Here is a 19,093-nt window from a genome sequence, read left to right on the forward strand (position 1 = left end):
CCTCCGCGAGGGACGAACAGCCTGTCGACCAAAGCGGCGGCGCGAGGCTCAGGTTCCGACGAAGCGTTTTCGATCGCCGCGCACGGCGTCGATGATCAGGCTGGTGACGGCGCGAATCCGGGCCAGGCGACGCAGATCGGCGTGGGTGACCAGCCATAGCGAGCGCTCCAGCCGGACGGCCTGCGGCAGCACCCGGACCAGACCCGGCTCGCACGCCGCCATGAAGTCCGGCAGCACGCACAGCCCCGCCCCCGCCTTGCAGGCCTCCAGCTGGGCGATGAGGTTGGAGCTCTGCAGCCGCACCGTCACCTCGACGTCCGGCGCATCCATGTAGTCCAGCTCGGGGGCATACAGCAGGTCGTCGATATAGCCGATGAAGCGGTGATCCCTCATGTCGGCGCGGCCGGCGATCGGGGGCCGGGCGTTCAGATAGGCGGGCGCGGCGTAGAGACTGAGGCGGTAGTCGGTGAGGCGCCGGGAGACCAGCCGTCCCTCGCGGGGCGCCGAAAGGGTCACGGCGATGTCGGCCTCGCGCTTGGTCAGATTGACCAGGCCGGGCATGGCCACCAGCTGGATCTCCAGCTCCGGATGCCGGTCGGCCAGGGTGGCCATTAGCGGGGCGATGACGTGGCTGCCGAAGCCCTCGGGGGCGCCGATGCGGACCACGCCGGTCAGGGCCTGATCGGCTTCGCCCAGTTCGCCCGCCGCGCGGATGGCCAGGCTCTCCATCGTCTCGGCCATCGGCATCAGTCGTTCGCCGTGTGGCGTGAGGACGTGGCCGCCGGGCGTGCGGTCGAACAATCGGGCGCCCAACTCGGCCTCCAGCGCTGCGATGCGCCGCCCGACCGTGGTGTGGTCCGCCTCGAGACGCCCGGCCGCCGCCGACAGCCGGCCCGTGCGCGCTACGGCGAGGAAGGCTCGCAGGTCGTTCCAATTGAATTCAGCCATCCGCCCTCCCGTGCAAAAATGCACGACGATCGGGCGAACCTTGGCATGGCGAAGACAAATCCGCCACGCTAAACGTCCCGCCATCACCTGCCGCCCACTCACGGATGCTTCCCATGGCCTTCGACACCCTCGCTGCCCCCACCGTCCGCGTTACCGCCGACATGGACACGGTCGCCCTGATCGACGCCTGCGGCGAGATGTGCCCTGTGTGGACCGCCGCCAATCCCGACCGCGCGCTGGCCCTGCTGTTCGTAGCGCCGCATGACGGCCTGGCGATTGACGTCCTGACCGCCACCTGAGACCGGAGCGCCGCCCGATGACCGCAACCGTCGCCGACACCCGCCGCGAACCGCCGATCCCCACCCTGCCCGATCCCGAGGTGGCGGCCGAGGCCCTGACGCGATTGGCCGAGGTGGCGACGGCGGCGGCGCGCACGGCGGCGCTGAAAGCGACATCGCCCGAGCCCCTGCCCTACGATCCCACGACGCTGGCCCGCGCCGTGGTCGAATTCAATACGGCGGTGATGATGAACCCCGCCGCCCTGGTCGAGGCCCAGGCCAAAAACCTCGGCGACTGGACCGCCCTGTGGCGCACCACGGCGCTGCGCGCCTGGGGGATGGAGACCGAAGACGTGGCCGCGCCCGCGCGCGGCGATCGCCGCTTCTCGGCCGCGGGCTGGAGCGAACCGGCCTATGACGCCCTGAAACAGGCCTATCTGCTGGCCGGCCGCCAGATCCAGGACTTCATCGCGGCGGCCCCGGTCGGCGAGGATGTGCGCCGTCAGGTCGATTTTCTGGCGCGGCAGCTGACCTACGCCCTGTCGCCCTCGAACTTCGCCCACACCAACCCCGAGGTCGCACGCCGCGCGGTCGAGACCGGGGGCATGAGCCTGATCACCGGCCTGATCCATCTGCTGGAAGACGTCGCGCGGGGCGACGGCCTGGTCGGACGGCGCGCGCCCAATGACTTCGAGCTGGGCGTCAACATCGCCGCCACGCCCGGCGCGGTGGTGTTCCAGAACCGGCTGATGGAGGTGATCCAGTACGCGCCGGCGACCGACAAGGTGCATCGCCGGCCGCTGCTGTTCGTGCCGCCGCTGGTCAACAAGTTCTACCTCTTCGATCTGACGCCCAAGGCCAGCTATCTGAAATGGCTGGTGGATCAGGGACACACCGTCTTCGTCGTCTCCTGGGTCAACCCGGACGCCAGCCACGCGGACGTGGGGCTGGACGACTATGTGATCGAGGGCGTCGTCGCCGCCATGGACGCGGTCGAACAGGCCACTGGCGAGCCGGACCTGGACCTGGTGGCCTACTGCCTGGGCGGCACGCTGGCGGCCATGGCCCTGGCCTGGCTGGCGGGAACCGGTCGCGCCGAGCGCGTGGCCTCCGCGACCCTGATCGCCAGCCTGGTCGACTTCTCCGACATCGGCGAATGGGCGGTGTTCACGGGCGAGAGCGATGTGAAGGCGTTTCATCGCCACCTCGATCATCGCGGCTATATCGAGGGCCAGGCCCTGGCGCAGCTGTTCTCGACCGTGCGGGCCAACGACCTGATCTGGTCGTCGGTGGTTCAGCACTATTTGATGGGCGACGAGGCCCGCGCCTCGGACCTGCTGTGGTGGTTCGACGACGCGGCCCGGATGCCGGCGCGGACGCTGAAGGAATACAGCGACCAGATCCTGCGCCGCAACGCGCTGAGCCAGCCCGGAGCCATGTCCATCGGCGACGTCGCCCTGGACCTCAAGGCGGTGAAGACGCCGGTCACAATCATCGGCTTTCACGACGACCACGTGTCGGCTTGGCGGGCCACCTACGCCCAGCGTCGCCACTTCGGCGGGCCGGTGCGGTTCCTGCTGGGCGGATCAGGCCACAACGCCGGCATGATCAACCCGCCGGCGGCCAACAAGCACGGCTACTGGACCAACGACGCCATGCCCGAGAGCGCCGACGACTGGTTGGCCGCCGCCGAGAAGAAGCCCGGCTCCTGGTGGCCGGAATGGCAGGCAGGCCTGGCCGGCGACAAGATGATCAAGGCCCGCAAGGTCGGGTCGGGCAAGCTCAAGGCCGGCGATCCCGCCCCCGGCGCCTATGTCCGGGTCAAGCACTAGCGCCCTCGCCTACTCCGTCGGCTGGTGGGTGAAGCCCTTCACTCCGGCCAGCGGATTGGCGTCGCGTTCGATCTCCACCGGGCTCTCGACATAGGCGATCAGCAGGCGCGCGACGTCGACTAGGGCGCTCTGATGGATGCGCTCATAACCGTGGCTGGCGTCGATGCCGAACGTGACCAGGGCGGTGCGGATGTCGGCCCCCGCCTCCAGCGCCGACGCCGAATCCGAGCGGTAATATCGGAACACGTCCTTCTGATGCGGAATGGCGTGATCGCGCGCCAGCTGGACCAGTTTTCGCGACAGGTGCCAGTCGAATGGCCCGGTCTGATCGGCCATGGCGATGGTTACGCCGAACTCCGACGAGTTCTGCCCGGGCGCTGTGGTGCCGTTGTCGACCGTCACCATGGCGGCGACGTCGGGAACCAGCACCGACGAGGCGCCCAGCCCCACCTCCTCGGCGATGGTGAACAGCCAGTAGGTGTCGACCTCGGGCGTCCTGTCCTCGCGGATCAGGCACTCCAGCGCCGCCAGCATGGCCGCCACCCCGCCCTTGTCGTCCAGATGGCGCGAGACGATGAAGCCCGTGTCCATGGATTCCGGCTGGGGATCGATGGCGACGATGTCGCCGATGTCGACGCCCAGCTTTTCGGTGTCCGTCCGGCTGTGGGTCACGGCGTCGATGCGCAGCTCCACCTGCCGCCAGTTGACCGGCTGGGTGTCCACCTCCTCGTTGAAGGTGTGGCCCGAGGCCTTGAGCGGCAAAATGGTGCCCCGATAAGCCCCGCCCTCGGAGAAGACGGTCGCCCGTGCGCCCTCGGCGAAGCGCGACGACCAGTGACCGATGGGGACCAGCTCCAGCCGGCCGGTGTCCTTCACCGCCTTCACCTGGGCGCCCAGGGTATCGACATGGGCGACGATCGCACGGGCCGGCTTGGCTTCGCGGCCCGGCAGGCGGGCGCGGATGGCGCCGCGCCGGGTCAGTTCGAATTCCAGCCCCAGCGCCTTGAGTTCGCGGCACAGCATCCACACCGCTTCGTCCGTGTAGCCGGTCGGGCTGGGCGTCCTCAGCAGCCCGTCGAGGCGGCCGGTCAGATAGTCGAGATCGATCGCGGGCGGGGTATCGGCGTCGGTCGTGGCCACGGCGGCTCCTCAGTGATCGGCGCGGTTCAGGGCGGTCCGCGCGGCTGTTTGAGCAGACAACGGGAACAGCAGGTCCAGAAAGCGCTCGGCCGTAGGCTGAGGCTCGTGATTGGCCAGACCGGGGCGCTCATTGGCCTCGATGAAGGCATAGTCCGCTTCGCGCGGCGATTTCACCATCAGATCGATGCCAGTCACCGGAATGTCGATGGCCCGCGCCGCCGCGACGGCCGCGCGCACCAGGGCCGGGTGAATCTCCTCGGTGACATCATGGATGGTGCCGCCCAGGTGAAGATTGGCCGCTTTGCGCACCGTAATCTCCGCGCCCTGCGGCGCCACATCGTCGAGCGTCCAGCCGCCCTCGGCCAGGGCGCGCTCGGTCTCGCCGTCCAGGGGAATGCGCGACTCCCCGCCCGTCGCCGCCATGCGCCGACGGCTCTGATGCTCGATCAGGGCGCGCAGGGTCGAGCGACCATCGCCGACCACGCGAGGCGGCCGCCGCACCGCCGCCGCCACCACCTTGTAGTCGATCAGCACCAGCCTCAGATCCTCGCCCGCCACCTGCTCCTCGACCAGCACCTCGGGGCACAGCTGGCGCGCCGCCGAGATCGCCGCCTGGACGTCTTTCAGATTCGACAGCCCCACAGCCACGCCCTTGCCCTGTTCGCCGCGGGCCGGCTTGACCACCAGCTGTCCGTGGGTTTCCAGCGCTGCCGTCAGGCCGGGCTCGTCCTCGGGATCGAACCGCTCGGGCACGCGGACCCCGGCCTCCTCGACAATCCGCCGGGTCATGCGCTTGTCGTCGCAGATGCTGAGCGCGACGGCAGAGGTCAGCTCCGACAGGCTCTCGCGACAGCGGATCGAACGGCCGCCCCAGGTCAGGCGGAACAGGCCGCCCTCGGCATCGATCACCTCGACATGAATGCCGCGCCGCCGCGCCTCGTCGACGATGATCCGGCCGTAGGGATTAAGCCCATGATTGTCGGTCGGCCCCGTGAACAGCGCCTCGTTGATCGGGTTCTTGCGCTTGACCCCGAAGAAGGACACCCGCCGGAATCCCAGCTTGTCGTAAAGCGCGATGGCCTGATCGTTATCGTGCATCACGGACAGGTCCATGTAGTTCAGACCCTGGGTCTTGAAATGCTCGGACAGCCGCCGGACCAGGGCCTCGCCCACCCCCGGCAGGGTCGCCTGGGGATCGACCGCCAGGCACCACAGGGACGAGCCGCACTCCGGATCGCCGAAGCCGCGCTGATGGTTCACCCCGGTCACCGTACCGATCACCTGACCGGTCACGGCATCCTCGGCCACGAGGTAGGTCAGGGTCCGGTCATCCCGTCGCGACCAGATGAAGCCTGGAGGGGCCTGGACCATCTTGCGGGTCGCATAGATGCGGTTGATCGCCTCGGCGTCGGCCTCCGACGCCAGTCGCCGCACGGAGAAGCCGCGCGGTTGCCGCCGGCCCGCGCGATAGGTGGCCAGGTTCAGCCGATAGGTATGCGACGGGTCGAGAAACAGCTCCTGCGGCGCCTGGGCTAGCAGCACGTGCGGATTGCGCACATAGAAGGCGATGTCGCGCCGGTCCGGCCCCTCAGCCCTCAACGCCTCGATCAACGGCCCGGCGGCGGGGTAGGTCTGGGCGAACAGCAGCCGTCCCCAGCCGCAATCGACCACGGCGTTCTCGGCCATGCCGGCGCGGCCCTTCACCTGAGGCTTCAGGCCCTCGTGGCGCAGGCGCTCCAAGCGGTGTGGCTGCGCGCGCTTGGGGCGCGGTTCAGACGCCATGGCTCTGCATCCACATCTCCAGCACCGCAGCCTGCCACAGCTCCGAGCCGCGCAGGGGCGTGATGTGTCCCGTCGGATCGTCGAACAGCCGCTCCAGATAGTCCGGCTGGAACAGGCCCCGCTCCCGAGCCGCCCGGCTGGTCAGGGCGTCGCGCACCATCTCCAGATAGGGGCCCTGGATGTATTTGAGGGCCGGCACGGGGAAATAGCCCTTCTTGCGGTCGATCACCTCGGACGGGATCACTTGGCGGGCCGCCTCCTTCAGCACGCCCTTGCCGCCTTGGGCCAGCTTGTGCTCCGGCGGAATGCGCCCGGCCAGTTCGACCAGTTCGTGGTCCAGGAACGGCACGCGCGCCTCCAGCCCCCAGGCCATGGTCATGTTGTCCACCCGCTTCACCGGGTCGTCGACCAGCATCACCTGGCTGTCGAGCCTGAGCGCCTTGTCCACCGGCGTCTCGGCGCCCGGCCGCGCGAAATGCGCCTCGACCAGGGCTCGGCTGACGTCGGTGTCGGCGACATAATCCCCGTTCAGCTGGGTTTTCAGGGTCTCATGGTCGCGGTCGAAGAAAGCCTTGGCGTAATCCCCGACCGGGTCGCTGGACCCAACGAGCGGCGGATACCAGTGGTAGCCGGCGAAGATTTCATCGGCCCCCTGCCCCGACTGAACCACCTTGATGTGTTTCGAGACCTCCTGGCTGAGGAGGTAGAAGCCGACGTTGTCGTAGGAGACCATCGGCTCGGACATCGCCTGGATCGTGCCCGGCAGGGCCTGCATCAGCCGGTCGTGCGGCACGAAGATCTGGTGGTGGTTGGTGTCATAGTGTTTGGCGATCAGGTCGGAATAGACGAACTCGTCGCCCTTCTCGCCATTGGCTTCCTCGAACCCGACCGAGAAGGTCATCAGCCCGGTCTGGCCCATCTCGGCCAGGAGGCCGACCACCAGGCTGGAATCCACCCCGCCCGAGAGAAGCACGCCCACCGGCACGTCGGCGACCATGCGGCGACGCACCGCCGTCCGCAGGCTATCCAGCACCCGGTCGCGCCAGTCCTCGGCCGAGAGGTTGGCGTCCTCGGCGTGGCGGGTCATGTCCGGCGCCCAGTACAGCCGGTCGCGCGCCGAGCCGTCCGGCTGGATCGTGCGGATCGTCGCCGGCGGAAACTTGGTCACGCCCTTCAGGATGGTGTGCGGCGGCGGCACCACCGCGTGAAAGCTCATGTAGTGGTGCAGGCCGACCGGATCGATCGCCGTGTCCACGTCGCCCGCCGCCAGGATGGCCGGCAGGGTCGAGGCAAACCGCAGCCGCCTGCCCTTCTCCGCCAGGTACAGCGGCTTGATGCCGAACCGGTCGCGCGCGATCACCACGACGCCGGTGTCGCGCTCGTGCAGGACGAAAGCGAACATGCCCAGGAAGCGGTCGACGCATCGGTCGCCCCATTCCTTCCAGGCCTTGATGATCACCTCGGTGTCGCCGGTCGAGAAGAAGCGGTGGCCCTTGGCCTCCAGCTCTTTCCGCAGCTCAGGATAGTTATAGAGGCAGCCGTTGAAGGCCAGGGTGATGCCGAGATCGGAATCGACCATGGGCTGCTGGGCTTTTTCCGACAGGTCGATAATCTTCAAGCGGCGATGCCCCAGGCCGACATTGTCGCGCAGGACGATGCCGGAGCCGTCAGGCCCTCGCGGCGCCAGGGCGTCGGTCATTCTTTGCAGCGCGGCGGCGTCGGCCGGTCGCCCGTCGAAATTGATTTCGCCGCTCAGGCCGCACATGGCCCCTCCTTGATCCGTGGAAGCAGCGTCCACAAATAGTTTCGGAACGAAGGGATTCAACCCAATGCGCCCGGATTCCGCCGCAAACTCATCCGCCGCCTCTCCGCCCGAGAGCCCCGAGAGGGCCCTTGTCCGCGGGGTCCGCCGCATGGCCCAGGCCATCGAGCTGCGCTCACGCGAGATCGTCCGTCTGACCGGCCTGACGATTCCCCAGCTTGTGGTGCTGCAGTCGGTTCAGTCGCTGGGCCAGGTGACCACCCAGGCCGTGTCGCGCGACGCCGCCATGTCGCCGCCGACCGTGGTGGCCGTGCTGGACCGGCTGGAGGCCAAGGGCCTGGTCGAACGCTACCGCTCGACGCGTGACCGACGGATCGTCCACCTGCGCCTCACCGACGCCGGTCGCCAGGCTCTGACCGACAGCCCGGGGCTGCTCGGCGATGGCTTCATGACCGCCTTCAGCCGACTGGCGCTGCAAGAGCGTCAGCAACTGGCGCAGTCCATCGAGCGGATGGCGAGCTTGATGACCGGAACGGCGGCCGGGACTGAAGCCCCGACCGCCGCCCCTGAGGCTTAGGAGCCCGCTGGCTGCGCGGCGGGCGCAGGCGTCGCGGTCGAAGGCGGATTTTCCGACACGACCGTCGCCTTCCACGCTGTGTCCGGCCGCAGATAGCGCTGGGCGGCGGCCTGGATGTCGGCGGGTGTCACCGCTTCCAGATCGCTGATCGCCGTGGTGATCTGGCCTACGTCGCCCGGTTTCTCGACGATGTCCGACAGCTCCGACAACCACCAGGCGTTACCGGCCTGGGCCTGGCGCTGGGCCTCGACCTCGGGACGGCGGGCGCGGTCCAGTTCGTCCTGGTCGATCGGATTGGCGGCGAGGTCGGCGGCGATTGCTTCAGCGGCGGCGAAGAAGGGCTGAATGTTCTCCGGCGTCACCAGTCCGGCCATCGAGATCAAGCCGTAGTCCTCGAAGGTCTGAGACGCGCTGAAGTCCACGCTCGGGCTGTAGGTCAGCGCCTGGCGTTCCCGGATTTCCTCGAGGGCTCGCAGCGTCATGACCCGATGCAGCATGTCGATGGTCCGCGCCTCGGTGTGATCGGTGACGGCATCCGTCGCCGGCCACGCCACATAGGCCAGGGCCTGTTCGGCCGGGCCGGTGTGGGTCAGCTGAACCGGCTCGGAGACCGGTTGCGGGAACCGCCGCACAGCTGAAGTCGCGGTGGGTTCCGGAGCCGCCGCCCGCTGCGGCAGGGCTCCAACGGTCGAAGCCGTCGCCGCGATGGCGTCCTCCACGGTCACGTCGCCGACCATGGTGACATGCACCGCCCCCGTCGCCAGCGCCTCGGTGATCGCCGCCTTCAGCTGGTCGTTGTTCCAGGACTGAAGCGTCTCGGCGCTGGGAATGGCCGCGCGCTGGTCACCGCTGGCCAGCAGTTCCGGCGATCGCAGACTGAAAACGCCCTGCGGCGTGGCCGAGCTCTGGGCGATGATCTGCGGGAAGATCGCCTTGATCTGCTCGAACGGCGCCGGGCGCACGCCGGGATCGGTCAGATAAGCGGTCAGAACCTGCATCTGCAGACCCAGATCTTCGGGCCGCGTCGCACCGGAGAATTCGAACGCGTCGCTGCCGATGCTGAACCCGGAGGAATAGACCCGGCCCGACAGCACGCGTTCCAGATCGTCGGCGGTCAGCTGGCCCAGGCCGCCAGCCGTCAGCACGCCGGAGCCGATGGCCAGCACGCTCTGCTGATCAGCCGGCATGGCGAGCTCGCCACGGCCGGTGCGCAAGGCCACCAGGATCTGATCTTCACGATAGTCCGTCGGCTTGACCGTCAGGGTCGAGCCATTGTCGAAGGTCACGACAGTCGCACCGATCTCGGCGATCTCGCGCTGGTCGGTAACTTGGCCGGGCGCGCCGAACTCGGCGTAGGGCCATTGCAGGTCGGCCTGATCTGCGCGCGCCTCCACGGGCGTTTGACGAGACGCCTCGATGATCTGGGTGATGCCGTCCTCACCCTCCGGAATCGCCACCGGCGACACGATCAGAGTCAGCGGTCCCTCACCCGCGAAGACGGCCGGCAGAGCGGCGTTGACGGTCTCGGCGGTCAGGCCGTCCACGGCGGCGTTGAATTGGTCGAGGTTGGTCTGGGGCGTGGTGAAAACGGTGTCTTCATTGACGTTGCTGAGCAGGGCGTTGGCGAGCCCGGGCGTGGTCCGTGTCGGAGCGGTCGCCACGGCGTTCTCCAGCGCTGTGCGGACCTCGGTGATCTCCCGGTCGAGCTCGGTCTGGCTGACGCCGTACTGGGTGAGACGGCGCTGTTCCTGCTCCAGCGTCTGAATGGCGCGCGCGTGCTGGCCCTCGTTGAAGACGGCGAGCACCGTCGTCAGCTCCAGGGTGTCGAACAGCCCCGCCGTGCTGGCTCCGGCCTGGATGAAGGGCGGATCGTCGGCGCGAGCCATCTCGCCCAAGCGGCGTGACAGGACCGCCAAGCCAAGGGCCGGGATCAGGTCCTCGCGTCGCTCCGACGCCGAATCGGGGTCGAGGTCGGGCGGCCGCACCCAGTTGATCTGCACGTTCGAGACGACGCCGGGCTCGACCAGGATCGCCGTTTCGGCGTCACGATCGGCGATCTGCCCCAGATCCGGCTCGGGCCCGTCGGCGGCGCGGGGCGTCCAGTCGCCGAACTGATCGCGGATTTTTGCTTCCATGGCGTCGAGGTCGAAGTCCCCGACCGCGATCAGGGTCGTCCGAGAGGGCCGGTAATAGGCGTCATAGAAGGCGACGAAACGTTCTGCCGGGGCGTTGCGAATGATGTCGAGGTCGCCGATCGGCATCCGGTCGGCCAGGCGCTGACCCTCGGCCAGCAGGCCGAACTGGGCGATGGCGGATCGCAGTTGCGGCGTGTTGCGGGTGCGCTCCTCGCCGACGATAACATTTCGTTCGGCGTCGATGGCGGCGGGATCCATCAGCGCCGATGAAACCTGTTGGCGGAGGATCCTCAGCGCGTCGTCAACCGTGCCGTCATCCGTCTGGGGAAGGTCGAGGCGGTAGAAGGTCTGATCAAAGCTGGTTGTCGCGTTGGTGTCGGCGCCAAAGGCCAGGCCGCGCCGCTCAAGGATCCGGAGCAGGTCGTTCTCCGGAATCTCTTCCGTCCCATTGAACAGCATGTGCTCGGTGAAGTGGGCCAGACCCAGCTGATCTTCGCCTTCGTGCAGCGAGCCCGCGTCGATGCGCAGCCGCAGCGACGCCTGTCCCGGCGGGGTATCATTGGCCATCAGGGCGTAGCGCATGCCGTTGGGCAGGGTGCCGAAGCGCACGGCCTCGTCGGCGGGCAGGTCGCTGGTCGCCTGGGGCCATGCGGGCGCGACGTCCTGTGCGGACGCCATGGCGGGCAACCCAGTCAGGATGACGGCGCCGGCGGTAGCCAGCAGAAGGCGGCGTGCGGATCGGATCATTCAACTTCCCCCGAAGCATTGGTTCTGGCGCGGCGGTTCCGCGCGGGTCGCGACCTGAGGTCTCCCGCCTTCTCGCCCACGTTGCGCCCGCGGGCTCAAGTGAAGAGCTTGTCATGTTTGGCGATGAGGCGGTCAAACCGTGCTCTGGAGGGCGCACCGCGACCTCAGGCCGCAGCCAAGGGCGCGTCAATACTTGACTATTCCGTGGGGTCATCCATATGAACGGCCTGTTCGGAACAGGTTTGGCGAATCCGCGCCGCCCGCTCGCCCGAGAGGGGCGGTTCCGTGCAACGTCTCCCACGCGGGGAGACGCGCACCATCGCCCCCCGACGATCAGGCGCCTCTCGCGCCCCGTCTCCGCACATTCAGGACTACATGACCGAATTCACCACGCTGGGCCTTTCGCCCACCACCCTCAAGGCCGTGGCCGACACCGGCTACACCGAAGCGACTCCGATTCAGGCCCAGGCCATCCCGGTTGCGCTGGCCGGCCGCGACGTTCTGGGCATCGCTCAGACGGGCACCGGCAAGACCGCCGCCTTCACCCTGCCCCTGGTCGACAAGCTGTCCACCGGCCGCGCCCGAGCGCGCATGCCCCGCGCCCTGGTGCTGGCCCCGACCCGTGAACTGGCGGACCAGGTCGCCGAGAGCTTCGCCAAATACGCCAAGGGCACCAAGCTCAGCTGGGTGCTGCTGATCGGCGGTGTCTCCATGGGCGACCAGGTGGCCGCCCTGAACAAGGGCGTTGACGTGTTGATCGCCACGCCCGGCCGGCTGCTGGACCTGTTCGAGCGCGGCAAGATGCTTCTGACCGGCGTCGAGATCATGGTCGTCGACGAGGCCGACCGCATGCTCGACATGGGCTTCATCCCCGACATCGAGCGAATCTTCAAACTGACGCCGCCCAAGCGCCAGACCCTGTTCTTCTCGGCCACGATGCCGCCCGAGATCACCCGCCTGACCACCCAGTTCCTCAAGGATCCGACCCGGATCGAGGCCTCGCGTCCGGCCATGACGGCCGAAACCATCACCCAGTATCTGGTCCGCATCCCGTCCTCAGACCCCAAGGCCAAGCGCACCGCGCTGCGCGCCCTGGTGGCCCGCGACGACGTGAAGAACGGCATCGTCTTCTGCAATCGCAAGTCCGAAGTCGATGTCGTCGCCAAGTCGCTGAAATCGCATGGGTTCGACGCCGCGCCCATTCACGGCGACCTGGATCAGAGCTTGCGCACGAAGACGCTGGCGGCGTTTCGCTCTGGCGAACTCAAGCTGCTGGTCGCGTCCGATGTCGCCGCGCGCGGGCTCGACATCCCCGACGTCAGCCACGTGTTCAACTACGACGTTTCGCACCACGCCGACGACTACGTGCACCGCATCGGCCGAACCGGCCGCGCCGGTCGCAAGGGCCAGACCTTCATGATCGTCACCCCGGCCGACGACAAGGGCCTGGATAAGGTGCTGAAGCTGATCAAGATGGACCCCGAGGAACTGACCTTGGACATCGATTGGTCATCGGTCGGCGCCGGCCGAGGCCGCCCCGAGCGGGCCGCGAAGCCCGAACGCGGCGAGCGTCGCGGCCGCGCCAAGCCAGACGCCGCTCCGGTCCCCGCGTCGGCGGAAGTCGCACCGACTGTGGCGATGGACAGCGCTCAGCCCGTCCCCGCCACCGACGCGGCCGCCGAAAAGCCTCGCCGCAGCCGCTCGCGTCGCGCCAAGCCCGACTCGGCGACCGAGGCCCCGGCTCCGGTCGCTGCCCAGGCCGCGCCCAAGGTCGCCCCTCGTTCTGAGCCGCGTCCCGAAACGCGCCCCGAACCCGCCCTGCGCCAAGCCGACCGCAAGCCGGGCGGCAAGCCCGCTAGGGATCAGGGCCGCGAACGCGAACTGGAAGGCGCCGGCTTCGGCGGCGACATCCCCGCCTTCCTGCGGCGTCCGGCGCCCATCGGCCGCTGATCCCTCGCCTTAACTCCGCATAAGGGCGATCGGTCCTACCCTCCCCTCGCCACGCCAGAACGGCGGGCGAGGGATGGGATACGGCATGGCGGCGCAGATCGAGACGACCCTTCGGGGCCCGCAGGCCTTCACCCTGGCCCGAACCGCCGTCGCCGAGATGGAGGCGGCCGGTGTCTGGCCCACGCCGCTCAATTTCGAACTCTGGCTGCATTACCTCAGCGACCCGCAAGGGGCGCTTGGCAAGGACCTGCGCCGGCTGCTGGACGGCGACGAGCCGTTCACCGAGGCCGCCGCCGAGCTTCTCGCGGCCGAACATTTGCCCCGCGCGCGCCTGTCCGAGGAAATCCGCGACGCCGGCCTTGTGCTGAACCGCGAGCTGTCCAACGTCTCCGCAGCCCTGTCGCGCGCCCAGCAGTCCCAGGCCGCCTATGGGGCGACCCTGGCGGAGGCCTCGGCCGGCATGGATGACGCCGTGCCCGCCAACCAGCTGAAGAAGGTGGTCAAATCGCTCGCCACCGCCACAAGCAAGGCCCAGCGCGAGGCCGCAACCCTGGAAGGCCGTCTCGAGGCCTCGACGCGTGAGGTCTCCAAGCTGCGCGAACACCTGGAGCAGGTGCGTCGCGACGCCATGACCGACGCCCTGACCAACCTCGCCAACCGCAAGGCCTTCGACGAGGAATTGGAGCGATTGTGCGCCGAGGCTCAGGCCGGCGGAACGACGGTGACCCTCGCTGTCGTCGACATCGACCACTTCAAGTCCTTCAACGACACCTGGGGGCACCAGACCGGCGATCAGGTGCTGCGCTATGTCGGCAGCGTCCTGGCGCGCCTGGCAAATCCGCCGCGCGTCGCCGCCCGCTATGGCGGCGAGGAATTCGCGGTGATCTTCCCCGGCGAGGACGCTGCGTCCGTCACCGAGGCGCTGAACGTCTTCCGTGAGGAGGTGGCGGGCAAGAGCCTGAAGCGCCGCTCCACCAACGACGACCTGGGCGCCGTGACCCTCTCGGTCGGTGTCGCCCAGCGCGCCCCGAGCGAGGCCGCCAGCAACCTGTTCGACCGCGCCGACAAGGCCCTGTATGTCGCCAAGCGCGGCGGCCGCAACCGCGTCGTCAACGCCGAGGCCTCGCTGCTGGCGGCGTGACGGATGCGCCTCGGCGTGGGATGACGGCTCCATGCTGCGCAGTCTGGCCTTCGCCGTCGCCTACTGGACCCTGTCCATCGGCTATACCCTCATGGCCGTCATCGCGGCGATGGCGCCCGGGCGCGGCCTGACCGGCTGGGTCATCCGCCGCTATGTCCGCCGCATGGTCCAGGCCATGCGCATCCTGGCCGGGATCAAGCTTGATGTGCGCGGCAAGGAGCGCCTGCCCGCGGGCGCCTTCATCATCGCCTCGAAGCACCAGAGCTGGGGCGACGGCTTCGCGACCTATGACCAGTTCGACGACCTCGCCTTCGTCACCGGCGACCACCTGGAGAAGTTCCCCCTGCTCGGCACGGTGTTGCGCAAGCTGGGGGCCATCGTGGTCAACAACTGCGGCGGCCGCGACGCCCGCGACGCCCTGAAACAGCGTGGCGCCGACGCTCACGCCGAGGGCCGCCGCATCCTCATCTATCCCGAGGGGAATCTGGCCAGGGTCGGCGAGAAATTCCGCTATCGGACTGGCGTCTGGCACATGTACCGCGACTTCGACATGCCGGTCGTTCCCCTCGCCTCCAACCTCGGCCTGTTCTGGCCCCAGGAAGAGTTCCGCAAACACCCGGGCGTGGCGACGCTGGACTTCCTCGACGCCATACCCACCGGCCTCGACAAGGCCGAGTTCATGGCGCGGCTGGAAGAGATGATCGAGACGCGGACGGCGCAGCTTGTCTCCGAAGCGACGGAGCGGCCCGTTACGCTGGCGGTGCAGGTTCCGACGCCGGATGAGGCGGCGAGGGCGAAGTCTTCGACGTGAGAATGGTGGGCGGCGAGGGGTTCGAACCCCCGACCCCCTCGGTGTAAACGAGGTGCTCTGACCAGCTGAGCTAGCCGCCCGCGCGGGAGGTGATGCCAATCCCCAGAGGCGGCGGCAAGTCCTGAGCGACGTCTCCCGGCGGCGAAGACAGTTCGGAAATCTTGGATGATGGGCTGGCAATGGCTGTTCCAGGCGTCCATTTTCCTTGGCCGACATGAAGCCGGTCGTAGGGTGACGACCCGCAGGTCAGGCCTTCGCCCTGTCGCCGTTCTCCCGGAGGCCACAATGCCCGACCCGACGTCCCCCGCCCCGCTCGACGTCACCGACGCCGAGGCCGCCGAGATCAATCGGATTTCGCATCCGCTGCTCAGCGACCCGGCGCCCGACGCCGACGACAGTCTGGCGAGAATCGACTCCACACCTGCCGGCGAGGTCTTCATCACGATCAATCGCCCGGCCCGGAAGAACGCCTTCGACGCCGCCACTATCGCCGCCCTGCGTGAGGCTTTCGAGACCCTGCATGGGGCCGACCATGTCCGCGTCGTCTTCATCCGGGGCGCGGGCGGGACCTTCAGCGCCGGCGCCGATCTGGGCTGGATGCGCGACGCGGCGACCTGGTCGGAAAGCGATAACCGCGAAGACGCCATGGGCCTGGCCAGGATGCTCAAGGCCCTGCACGACATCCCGGCCCTGACCGTGGCCATCGTCGAGGGCGCCGCCATGGGCGGCGGCGCGGGCATCGTCGCCGCCTGCGACATGGCCGTGGCCGTCGACGGCGCCAAGTTCGCCTTCTCCGAGGTCAAGCTGGGTCTGATCCCCGCCACCATCGCCCCCTATGTGATCGAGGCCGTCGGTCCTCGCACGGCGCGCGCCCTGTTCCTGACCGGCAACACCATGGACGCCGATTATGCCGCCCATGTCGGCCTGATCGACATGGTGCTCCCGGACGCCGCGGCCATCGACAGCTTCGTGACCATGCTGACCGACAGCCTCCAGGCCAACGCTCCGGGCGCCATGGGCGAATCCAAGCGGCTGGTGAACGACCTCGCCGGTCAGGAGATCGACCATCGCCTGATGGAGGACACCGCCCGCCGCATCGCCCGCGCTCGGGTGTCCGACGAAGGGCGCGAAGGCGTCGGCGCCTTCCTCGACAAGCGCAAGCCCCGCTGGGCCTGAGCGCGTGCCGGTCCACGACCTCGCCGACCTGGCCGCACACACGCCGCCGGGCACCCCCTGGCTGGGTCTCGATCTGGGCGAGAAGACCATCGGGGTCGCCGCGTCGGACGCCACCCGCATGATCGCCTCTCCGCTGGAGCTGATCCGCAAGACAAAATTCGGTCAGGACGCGGCAGCGGTTCTGAAGCTGATGGCGTCGCGGAACGCCTCAGCCCTGGTCATTGGCCTGCCGCTCAACATGGACGGTTCGGAGGGACCGCGCGCTCAGTCGGCCCGCGCCTTCGCCCGCAATCTGGACCGCATCCAGCCCACCCCCGTCGCCTTTCAGGACGAGCGGCTGTCGACCACGGCGGTCGAGCGGTTCCTGATCGACGAACTGGACCTGACCCGCAGCCGCCGCGCCGGCGTCGTCGACCGCACCGCCGCCGCCTGGATCCTGCAAGGCGCGCTGGATCGGCTGCGCGGCTGACACGGGCTTTCCCTCGCGCCTCCCCTCCCCTATAGCGACGCTTCGATGACCCAGCCCGCCGCCGTCACCGAAGATATCCGCGCGCGGCTGGTCCCGTTCCCCAAGCCCCATTTCCTGTCCAGCGCCGATCTCGACCCGCCGTCGGTCGAGGCGCTGCTCGATCTCGCCGACCTGTTCGTCGATCTGAACCGCCAGGGAGGCCGGACGCTCGACCTCCTGGCCGGGCGCACCGTGGTCAATCTGTTCTTCGAGAATTCGACCCGCACCTCGGCCTCGTTCGAGATCGCCGCCAAGCGCCTCGGCGCCGACGTCAGCTCGCTCCAGGCCCAGGCCAGCTCGGTGGCCAAGGGCGAGACCCTGATCGACACCGCCGCCACCCTGAACGCCATGAAGCCCGACGTGCTGGTGGTGCGCCATTCCGGCTCGGGCGCCGCGGCCCTGCTCAGCCAGAAGGTCGGCTGCGCCGTGGTCAACGCCGGTGACGGCCGCCACGAACACCCAACCCAGGCCCTGCTCGACATGCTGACCATGCGCCGGGCTTTTGGTGATGTCTCCAACCTGACCGTGGCCATCTGCGGTGATGTCGGCCACAGCCGCGTGGCGCGCTCGAACGTCGCCCTGCTCCAGATGATGGGCGCGCGCGTCCGCCTGGTCGGCCCGCCGACCCTGATGCCGTCCGAGGCGCGCCGCTGGGGCTGCGAGGTGCATCACGACATGCGCGAGGGTCTGAGCGGCTGCGACGTGGTGATGATGCTGCGCCTGCAGCTGGAGCGGATGGAGGGCGCGCTGGTCCCGTCCACCCGCGAGTATTTCCGTTTCTGGGGCCTCGATCGCGAGAAGCTGGCCCATGCGGCGCCCGGTGTCCGGGTCATGCACCCGGGTCCGATGAACCGGGGCGTCGAGATCGATTCCGACATCGCGGACGACCCCGACATCTCCCTGATCCAGGATCAGGTCGAGATGGGCGTCGCTGCCCGCATGGCCGTGCTGGCCGCGCTAGTGACGCGCCGCGAGGAGGAGGCCGGCCGATGACCGTCACCCTCTACGCCAACGCCCGCCTGCTGGAACCCGCGACCGACTACGACGGCCCGGGCGGGGTGATCGTCGACAATGGCGTGATCGCCGAGGTCCTGCACGGCTCGCCCAGCCGCGCGGTGGATCAGACCCATGATCTCGGCGGCCTCTGCCTCGCGCCCGGCCTGATCGACATCCGGGTCAAGACCGGCGAGCCGGGCGCCGAGCCCAAGGAGACGCTGAAGTCCGCCGCCCTGTCGGCCGCGGCCGGCGGGGTCACCACCATTGTCGTCCAGCCGGACACCGACCCCGCTATCGACGACCCGGCCATGATCGACTTCATTCAGAGGCGCGGCGCGGCCCTGAACCTCGTCCGCATCCTCGCGGCCGGCGCCGCCACGCGCGGCCTCGACGGCCGCCGCATGGCCGAGATCGGTCTGATGGACGAGGCCGGGGCCCTCTATTTCACCGACGGCGACCGCGTCATCGCCAACAGCCGCACCCTGCAAAGGGTGATGAGCTACTCCACCGTCTTCAACGGCCTGATCGCCCACCGCCCGGCCGATCCATGGCTCTGCGAGGGCGCGGTGGCCACGGGCGGAGAGCTGGCCGGGAGGCTCGGCCTCTCCGGCGCCCCGGCTCTGGCCGAGCGGATGGGGCTTGAGCGTGATCTGGCCCTGGTCGAGCTGACCGGCGCCCGCTTCCTGGTCGATCAGATCTCGACCGAGGGTGCGCTGGAGGCCCTGGCCCGTGGCCGGGCGCGCGGTCTGGAGGTCGCCGCCAGTGTCTCGATCAACCACCTGTGCTTCAACGAGGTGGACATCGGCGATTATCGCACCTTCTTCCGCCTCGACCCGTCGCTCCGCACCGAGGCGGACCGTCAGGCCCTGATCGAGGCGGTGCGCGACGGGCTGATCGACGCCATCACCTCGGCCCACGCCCCCGCCCCGGCCGAGGACAAGCGCCGCCCCTTTGCCGAGGCCGCGCCCGGCGCCGTGGGGCTGGAGACCCTGCTGCCCGCCGCCCTGACCCTGCATCACTCCTCGGGGCTGGAGTTGCTGGAAATCCTCCGCCCCCTGACCCAGGGGCCAGCTGCCCTGCTGGGCCTTGAGGCTGGCGTTCTGGCCGAGGGCGCTCCGGCCGATCTGGTCGTGTTCGATCCGAATGCGCCCGTCGTCATCGACGCCCAGGCTCTGCGCTCGAAATCCAAGAATTCGCCCTTCGACGGCCGCCGCCTGCAAGGCCGGGTCGAGCGCACCATCGTCGGCGGCCGTGAGGTCTTCGCGCGCTAACCATTCACCGCCTCCCCGGCGAAGGCCGGGGTCCAGGAG

15 protein-coding genes and 1 tRNA gene are annotated in these 19,093 nt (G+C 68.8%); 10 read left to right on the forward strand and 6 right to left on the reverse strand.

What is annotated here, in order from left to right:
• Positions 1–48: 48 nt before the first annotated feature.
• A complete protein-coding gene (locus EES48_RS04950; RefSeq protein ID WP_122465283.1) occupies positions 49–948 on the reverse strand; it encodes a LysR family transcriptional regulator in 900 nt (299 codons plus the stop codon).
• A gap of 113 nt (positions 949–1,061) precedes the next feature.
• Between EES48_RS04950 and EES48_RS04955 the strand changes: the two genes are divergently transcribed.
• Both EES48_RS04955 and EES48_RS04960 read left to right on the forward strand, forming a co-directional pair.
• Positions 1,062–1,247, forward strand: coding sequence for a hypothetical protein (locus EES48_RS04955; RefSeq protein ID WP_122465284.1), 186 nt, complete (start codon positions 1,062–1,064; stop codon positions 1,245–1,247).
• A gap of 17 nt (positions 1,248–1,264) precedes the next feature.
• Positions 1,265–3,058 (forward strand): PHA/PHB synthase family protein, encoded by a 1,794-nt coding sequence (locus EES48_RS04960; RefSeq protein ID WP_122465285.1) that lies wholly within the window; start codon positions 1,265–1,267, stop codon positions 3,056–3,058.
• A 9-nt stretch (positions 3,059–3,067) separates the two neighbouring features.
• Here EES48_RS04960 and EES48_RS04965 read toward each other — a convergent pair whose 3' ends face one another.
• From EES48_RS04965 to EES48_RS04975, 3 genes are read right to left on the reverse strand one after another with little or no spacing between them, the layout of a single operon-like run.
• Positions 3,068–4,198, reverse strand: a complete 1,131-nt coding sequence (locus EES48_RS04965) for an osmoprotectant NAGGN system M42 family peptidase (RefSeq protein ID WP_122465286.1) — start codon at positions 4,196–4,198, stop codon at positions 3,068–3,070.
• A gap of 9 nt (positions 4,199–4,207) precedes the next feature.
• The gene (gene ngg, locus EES48_RS04970) at positions 4,208–5,980 is read right to left on the reverse strand and encodes an N-acetylglutaminylglutamine synthetase (RefSeq protein WP_122465287.1); all 1,773 of its coding nucleotides are present in this window, start codon (positions 5,978–5,980) and stop codon (positions 4,208–4,210) included.
• Entirely contained in the window at positions 5,970–7,745 is a 1,776-nt protein-coding gene (locus EES48_RS04975) for an N-acetylglutaminylglutamine amidotransferase (protein WP_122465288.1), read from the reverse strand. Before EES48_RS04975 ends, ngg begins: the two co-directional genes overlap by 11 nt.
• 148 nt (positions 7,746–7,893) lie before the next feature.
• Between EES48_RS04975 and EES48_RS04980 the strand changes: the two genes are divergently transcribed.
• The gene (locus EES48_RS04980; RefSeq protein ID WP_240623228.1) at positions 7,894–8,319 is read left to right on the forward strand and encodes a MarR family winged helix-turn-helix transcriptional regulator; all 426 of its coding nucleotides are present in this window, start codon (positions 7,894–7,896) and stop codon (positions 8,317–8,319) included.
• On the opposite strand, the gene EES48_RS04985 is transcribed toward EES48_RS04980, so the two are convergent.
• The gene (locus EES48_RS04985) at positions 8,316–11,201 is read right to left on the reverse strand and encodes a M16 family metallopeptidase (protein WP_205679360.1); all 2,886 of its coding nucleotides are present in this window, start codon (positions 11,199–11,201) and stop codon (positions 8,316–8,318) included. The genes EES48_RS04980 and EES48_RS04985 overlap by 4 nt on opposite strands.
• 375 nt (positions 11,202–11,576) lie before the next feature.
• Between EES48_RS04985 and EES48_RS04990 the strand changes: the two genes are divergently transcribed.
• The 3 genes from EES48_RS04990 to EES48_RS05000 all read left to right on the forward strand — a co-directional run bounded on the left by EES48_RS04990 (position 11,577) and on the right by EES48_RS05000 (position 15,103).
• A complete protein-coding gene (locus EES48_RS04990; protein WP_122465290.1) occupies positions 11,577–13,151 on the forward strand; it encodes a DEAD/DEAH box helicase in 1,575 nt (524 codons plus the stop codon).
• An 85-nt stretch (positions 13,152–13,236) separates the two neighbouring features.
• Positions 13,237–14,292, forward strand: coding sequence for a GGDEF domain-containing protein (locus EES48_RS04995; RefSeq protein WP_122465699.1), 1,056 nt, complete (start codon positions 13,237–13,239; stop codon positions 14,290–14,292).
• A 34-nt stretch (positions 14,293–14,326) separates the two neighbouring features.
• The gene (locus tag EES48_RS05000) at positions 14,327–15,103 is read left to right on the forward strand and encodes a lysophospholipid acyltransferase family protein (RefSeq protein WP_122465700.1); all 777 of its coding nucleotides are present in this window, start codon (positions 14,327–14,329) and stop codon (positions 15,101–15,103) included.
• A 3-nt stretch (positions 15,104–15,106) separates the two neighbouring features.
• Here the strand turns inward: EES48_RS05000 and EES48_RS05005 are convergent.
• A tRNA-Val gene (locus tag EES48_RS05005) sits at positions 15,107–15,183 on the reverse strand.
• A 205-nt stretch (positions 15,184–15,388) separates the two neighbouring features.
• Here EES48_RS05005 and EES48_RS05010 point away from each other — a divergent pair.
• From EES48_RS05010 to pyrC, 4 genes are read left to right on the forward strand one after another with little or no spacing between them, the layout of a single operon-like run.
• Entirely contained in the window at positions 15,389–16,279 is an 891-nt protein-coding gene (locus EES48_RS05010; protein WP_122465291.1) for an enoyl-CoA hydratase-related protein, read from the forward strand.
• 4 nt (positions 16,280–16,283) lie between these two features.
• Positions 16,284–16,748: a Holliday junction resolvase RuvX gene (ruvX, locus tag EES48_RS05015; RefSeq protein ID WP_122465292.1), complete on the forward strand. Its 465-nt coding sequence runs from the start codon at positions 16,284–16,286 to the stop codon at positions 16,746–16,748.
• A 45-nt stretch (positions 16,749–16,793) separates the two neighbouring features.
• Positions 16,794–17,780 carry an aspartate carbamoyltransferase catalytic subunit gene (locus EES48_RS05020; protein ID WP_122465293.1) on the forward strand — a complete coding sequence of 329 codons (987 nt, stop codon included), beginning with the start codon at positions 16,794–16,796 and terminating at the stop codon, positions 17,778–17,780.
• Entirely contained in the window at positions 17,777–19,054 is a 1,278-nt protein-coding gene (pyrC, locus tag EES48_RS05025; protein ID WP_122465294.1) for a dihydroorotase, read from the forward strand. Before EES48_RS05020 ends, pyrC begins: the two co-directional genes overlap by 4 nt.
• The last annotated feature ends 39 nt before the right edge of the window (positions 19,055–19,093 follow it).

Source organism: Brevundimonas lutea, assembly GCF_003704105.1.
Lineage (GTDB): Bacteria > Pseudomonadota > Alphaproteobacteria > Caulobacterales > Caulobacteraceae > Brevundimonas > Brevundimonas lutea.

Excerpts from the sequence above, each read along its gene's own strand:
- EES48_RS04950 (WP_122465283.1), bottom strand. The coding sequence starts at position 948 with ATGGCTGAATTCAATTGGAACGACCTGCGAGCCTTCCTCGCCGTAGCG.
- EES48_RS04955 (WP_122465284.1), top strand. The coding sequence starts at position 1,062 with ATGGCCTTCGACACCCTCGCTGCCCCCACCGTCCGCGTTACCGCCGAC.
- EES48_RS04960 (WP_122465285.1), top strand. The coding sequence starts at position 1,265 with ATGACCGCAACCGTCGCCGACACCCGCCGCGAACCGCCGATCCCCACC.
- ngg (WP_122465287.1), bottom strand. The coding sequence starts at position 5,980 with ATGGCGTCTGAACCGCGCCCCAAGCGCGCGCAGCCACACCGCTTGGAG.
- EES48_RS04975 (WP_122465288.1), bottom strand. The coding sequence starts at position 7,745 with ATGTGCGGCCTGAGCGGCGAAATCAATTTCGACGGGCGACCGGCCGAC.
- EES48_RS04980 (WP_240623228.1), top strand. The coding sequence starts at position 7,894 with ATGGCCCAGGCCATCGAGCTGCGCTCACGCGAGATCGTCCGTCTGACC.
- EES48_RS04985 (WP_205679360.1), bottom strand. The coding sequence starts at position 11,201 with ATGATCCGATCCGCACGCCGCCTTCTGCTGGCTACCGCCGGCGCCGTC.
- EES48_RS04990 (WP_122465290.1), top strand. The coding sequence starts at position 11,577 with ATGACCGAATTCACCACGCTGGGCCTTTCGCCCACCACCCTCAAGGCC.
- EES48_RS04995 (WP_122465699.1), top strand. The coding sequence starts at position 13,237 with ATGGCGGCGCAGATCGAGACGACCCTTCGGGGCCCGCAGGCCTTCACC.
- EES48_RS05010 (WP_122465291.1), top strand. The coding sequence starts at position 15,389 with ATGCCCGACCCGACGTCCCCCGCCCCGCTCGACGTCACCGACGCCGAG.
- EES48_RS05020 (WP_122465293.1), top strand. The coding sequence starts at position 16,794 with ATGACCCAGCCCGCCGCCGTCACCGAAGATATCCGCGCGCGGCTGGTC.
- pyrC (WP_122465294.1), top strand. The coding sequence starts at position 17,777 with ATGACCGTCACCCTCTACGCCAACGCCCGCCTGCTGGAACCCGCGACC.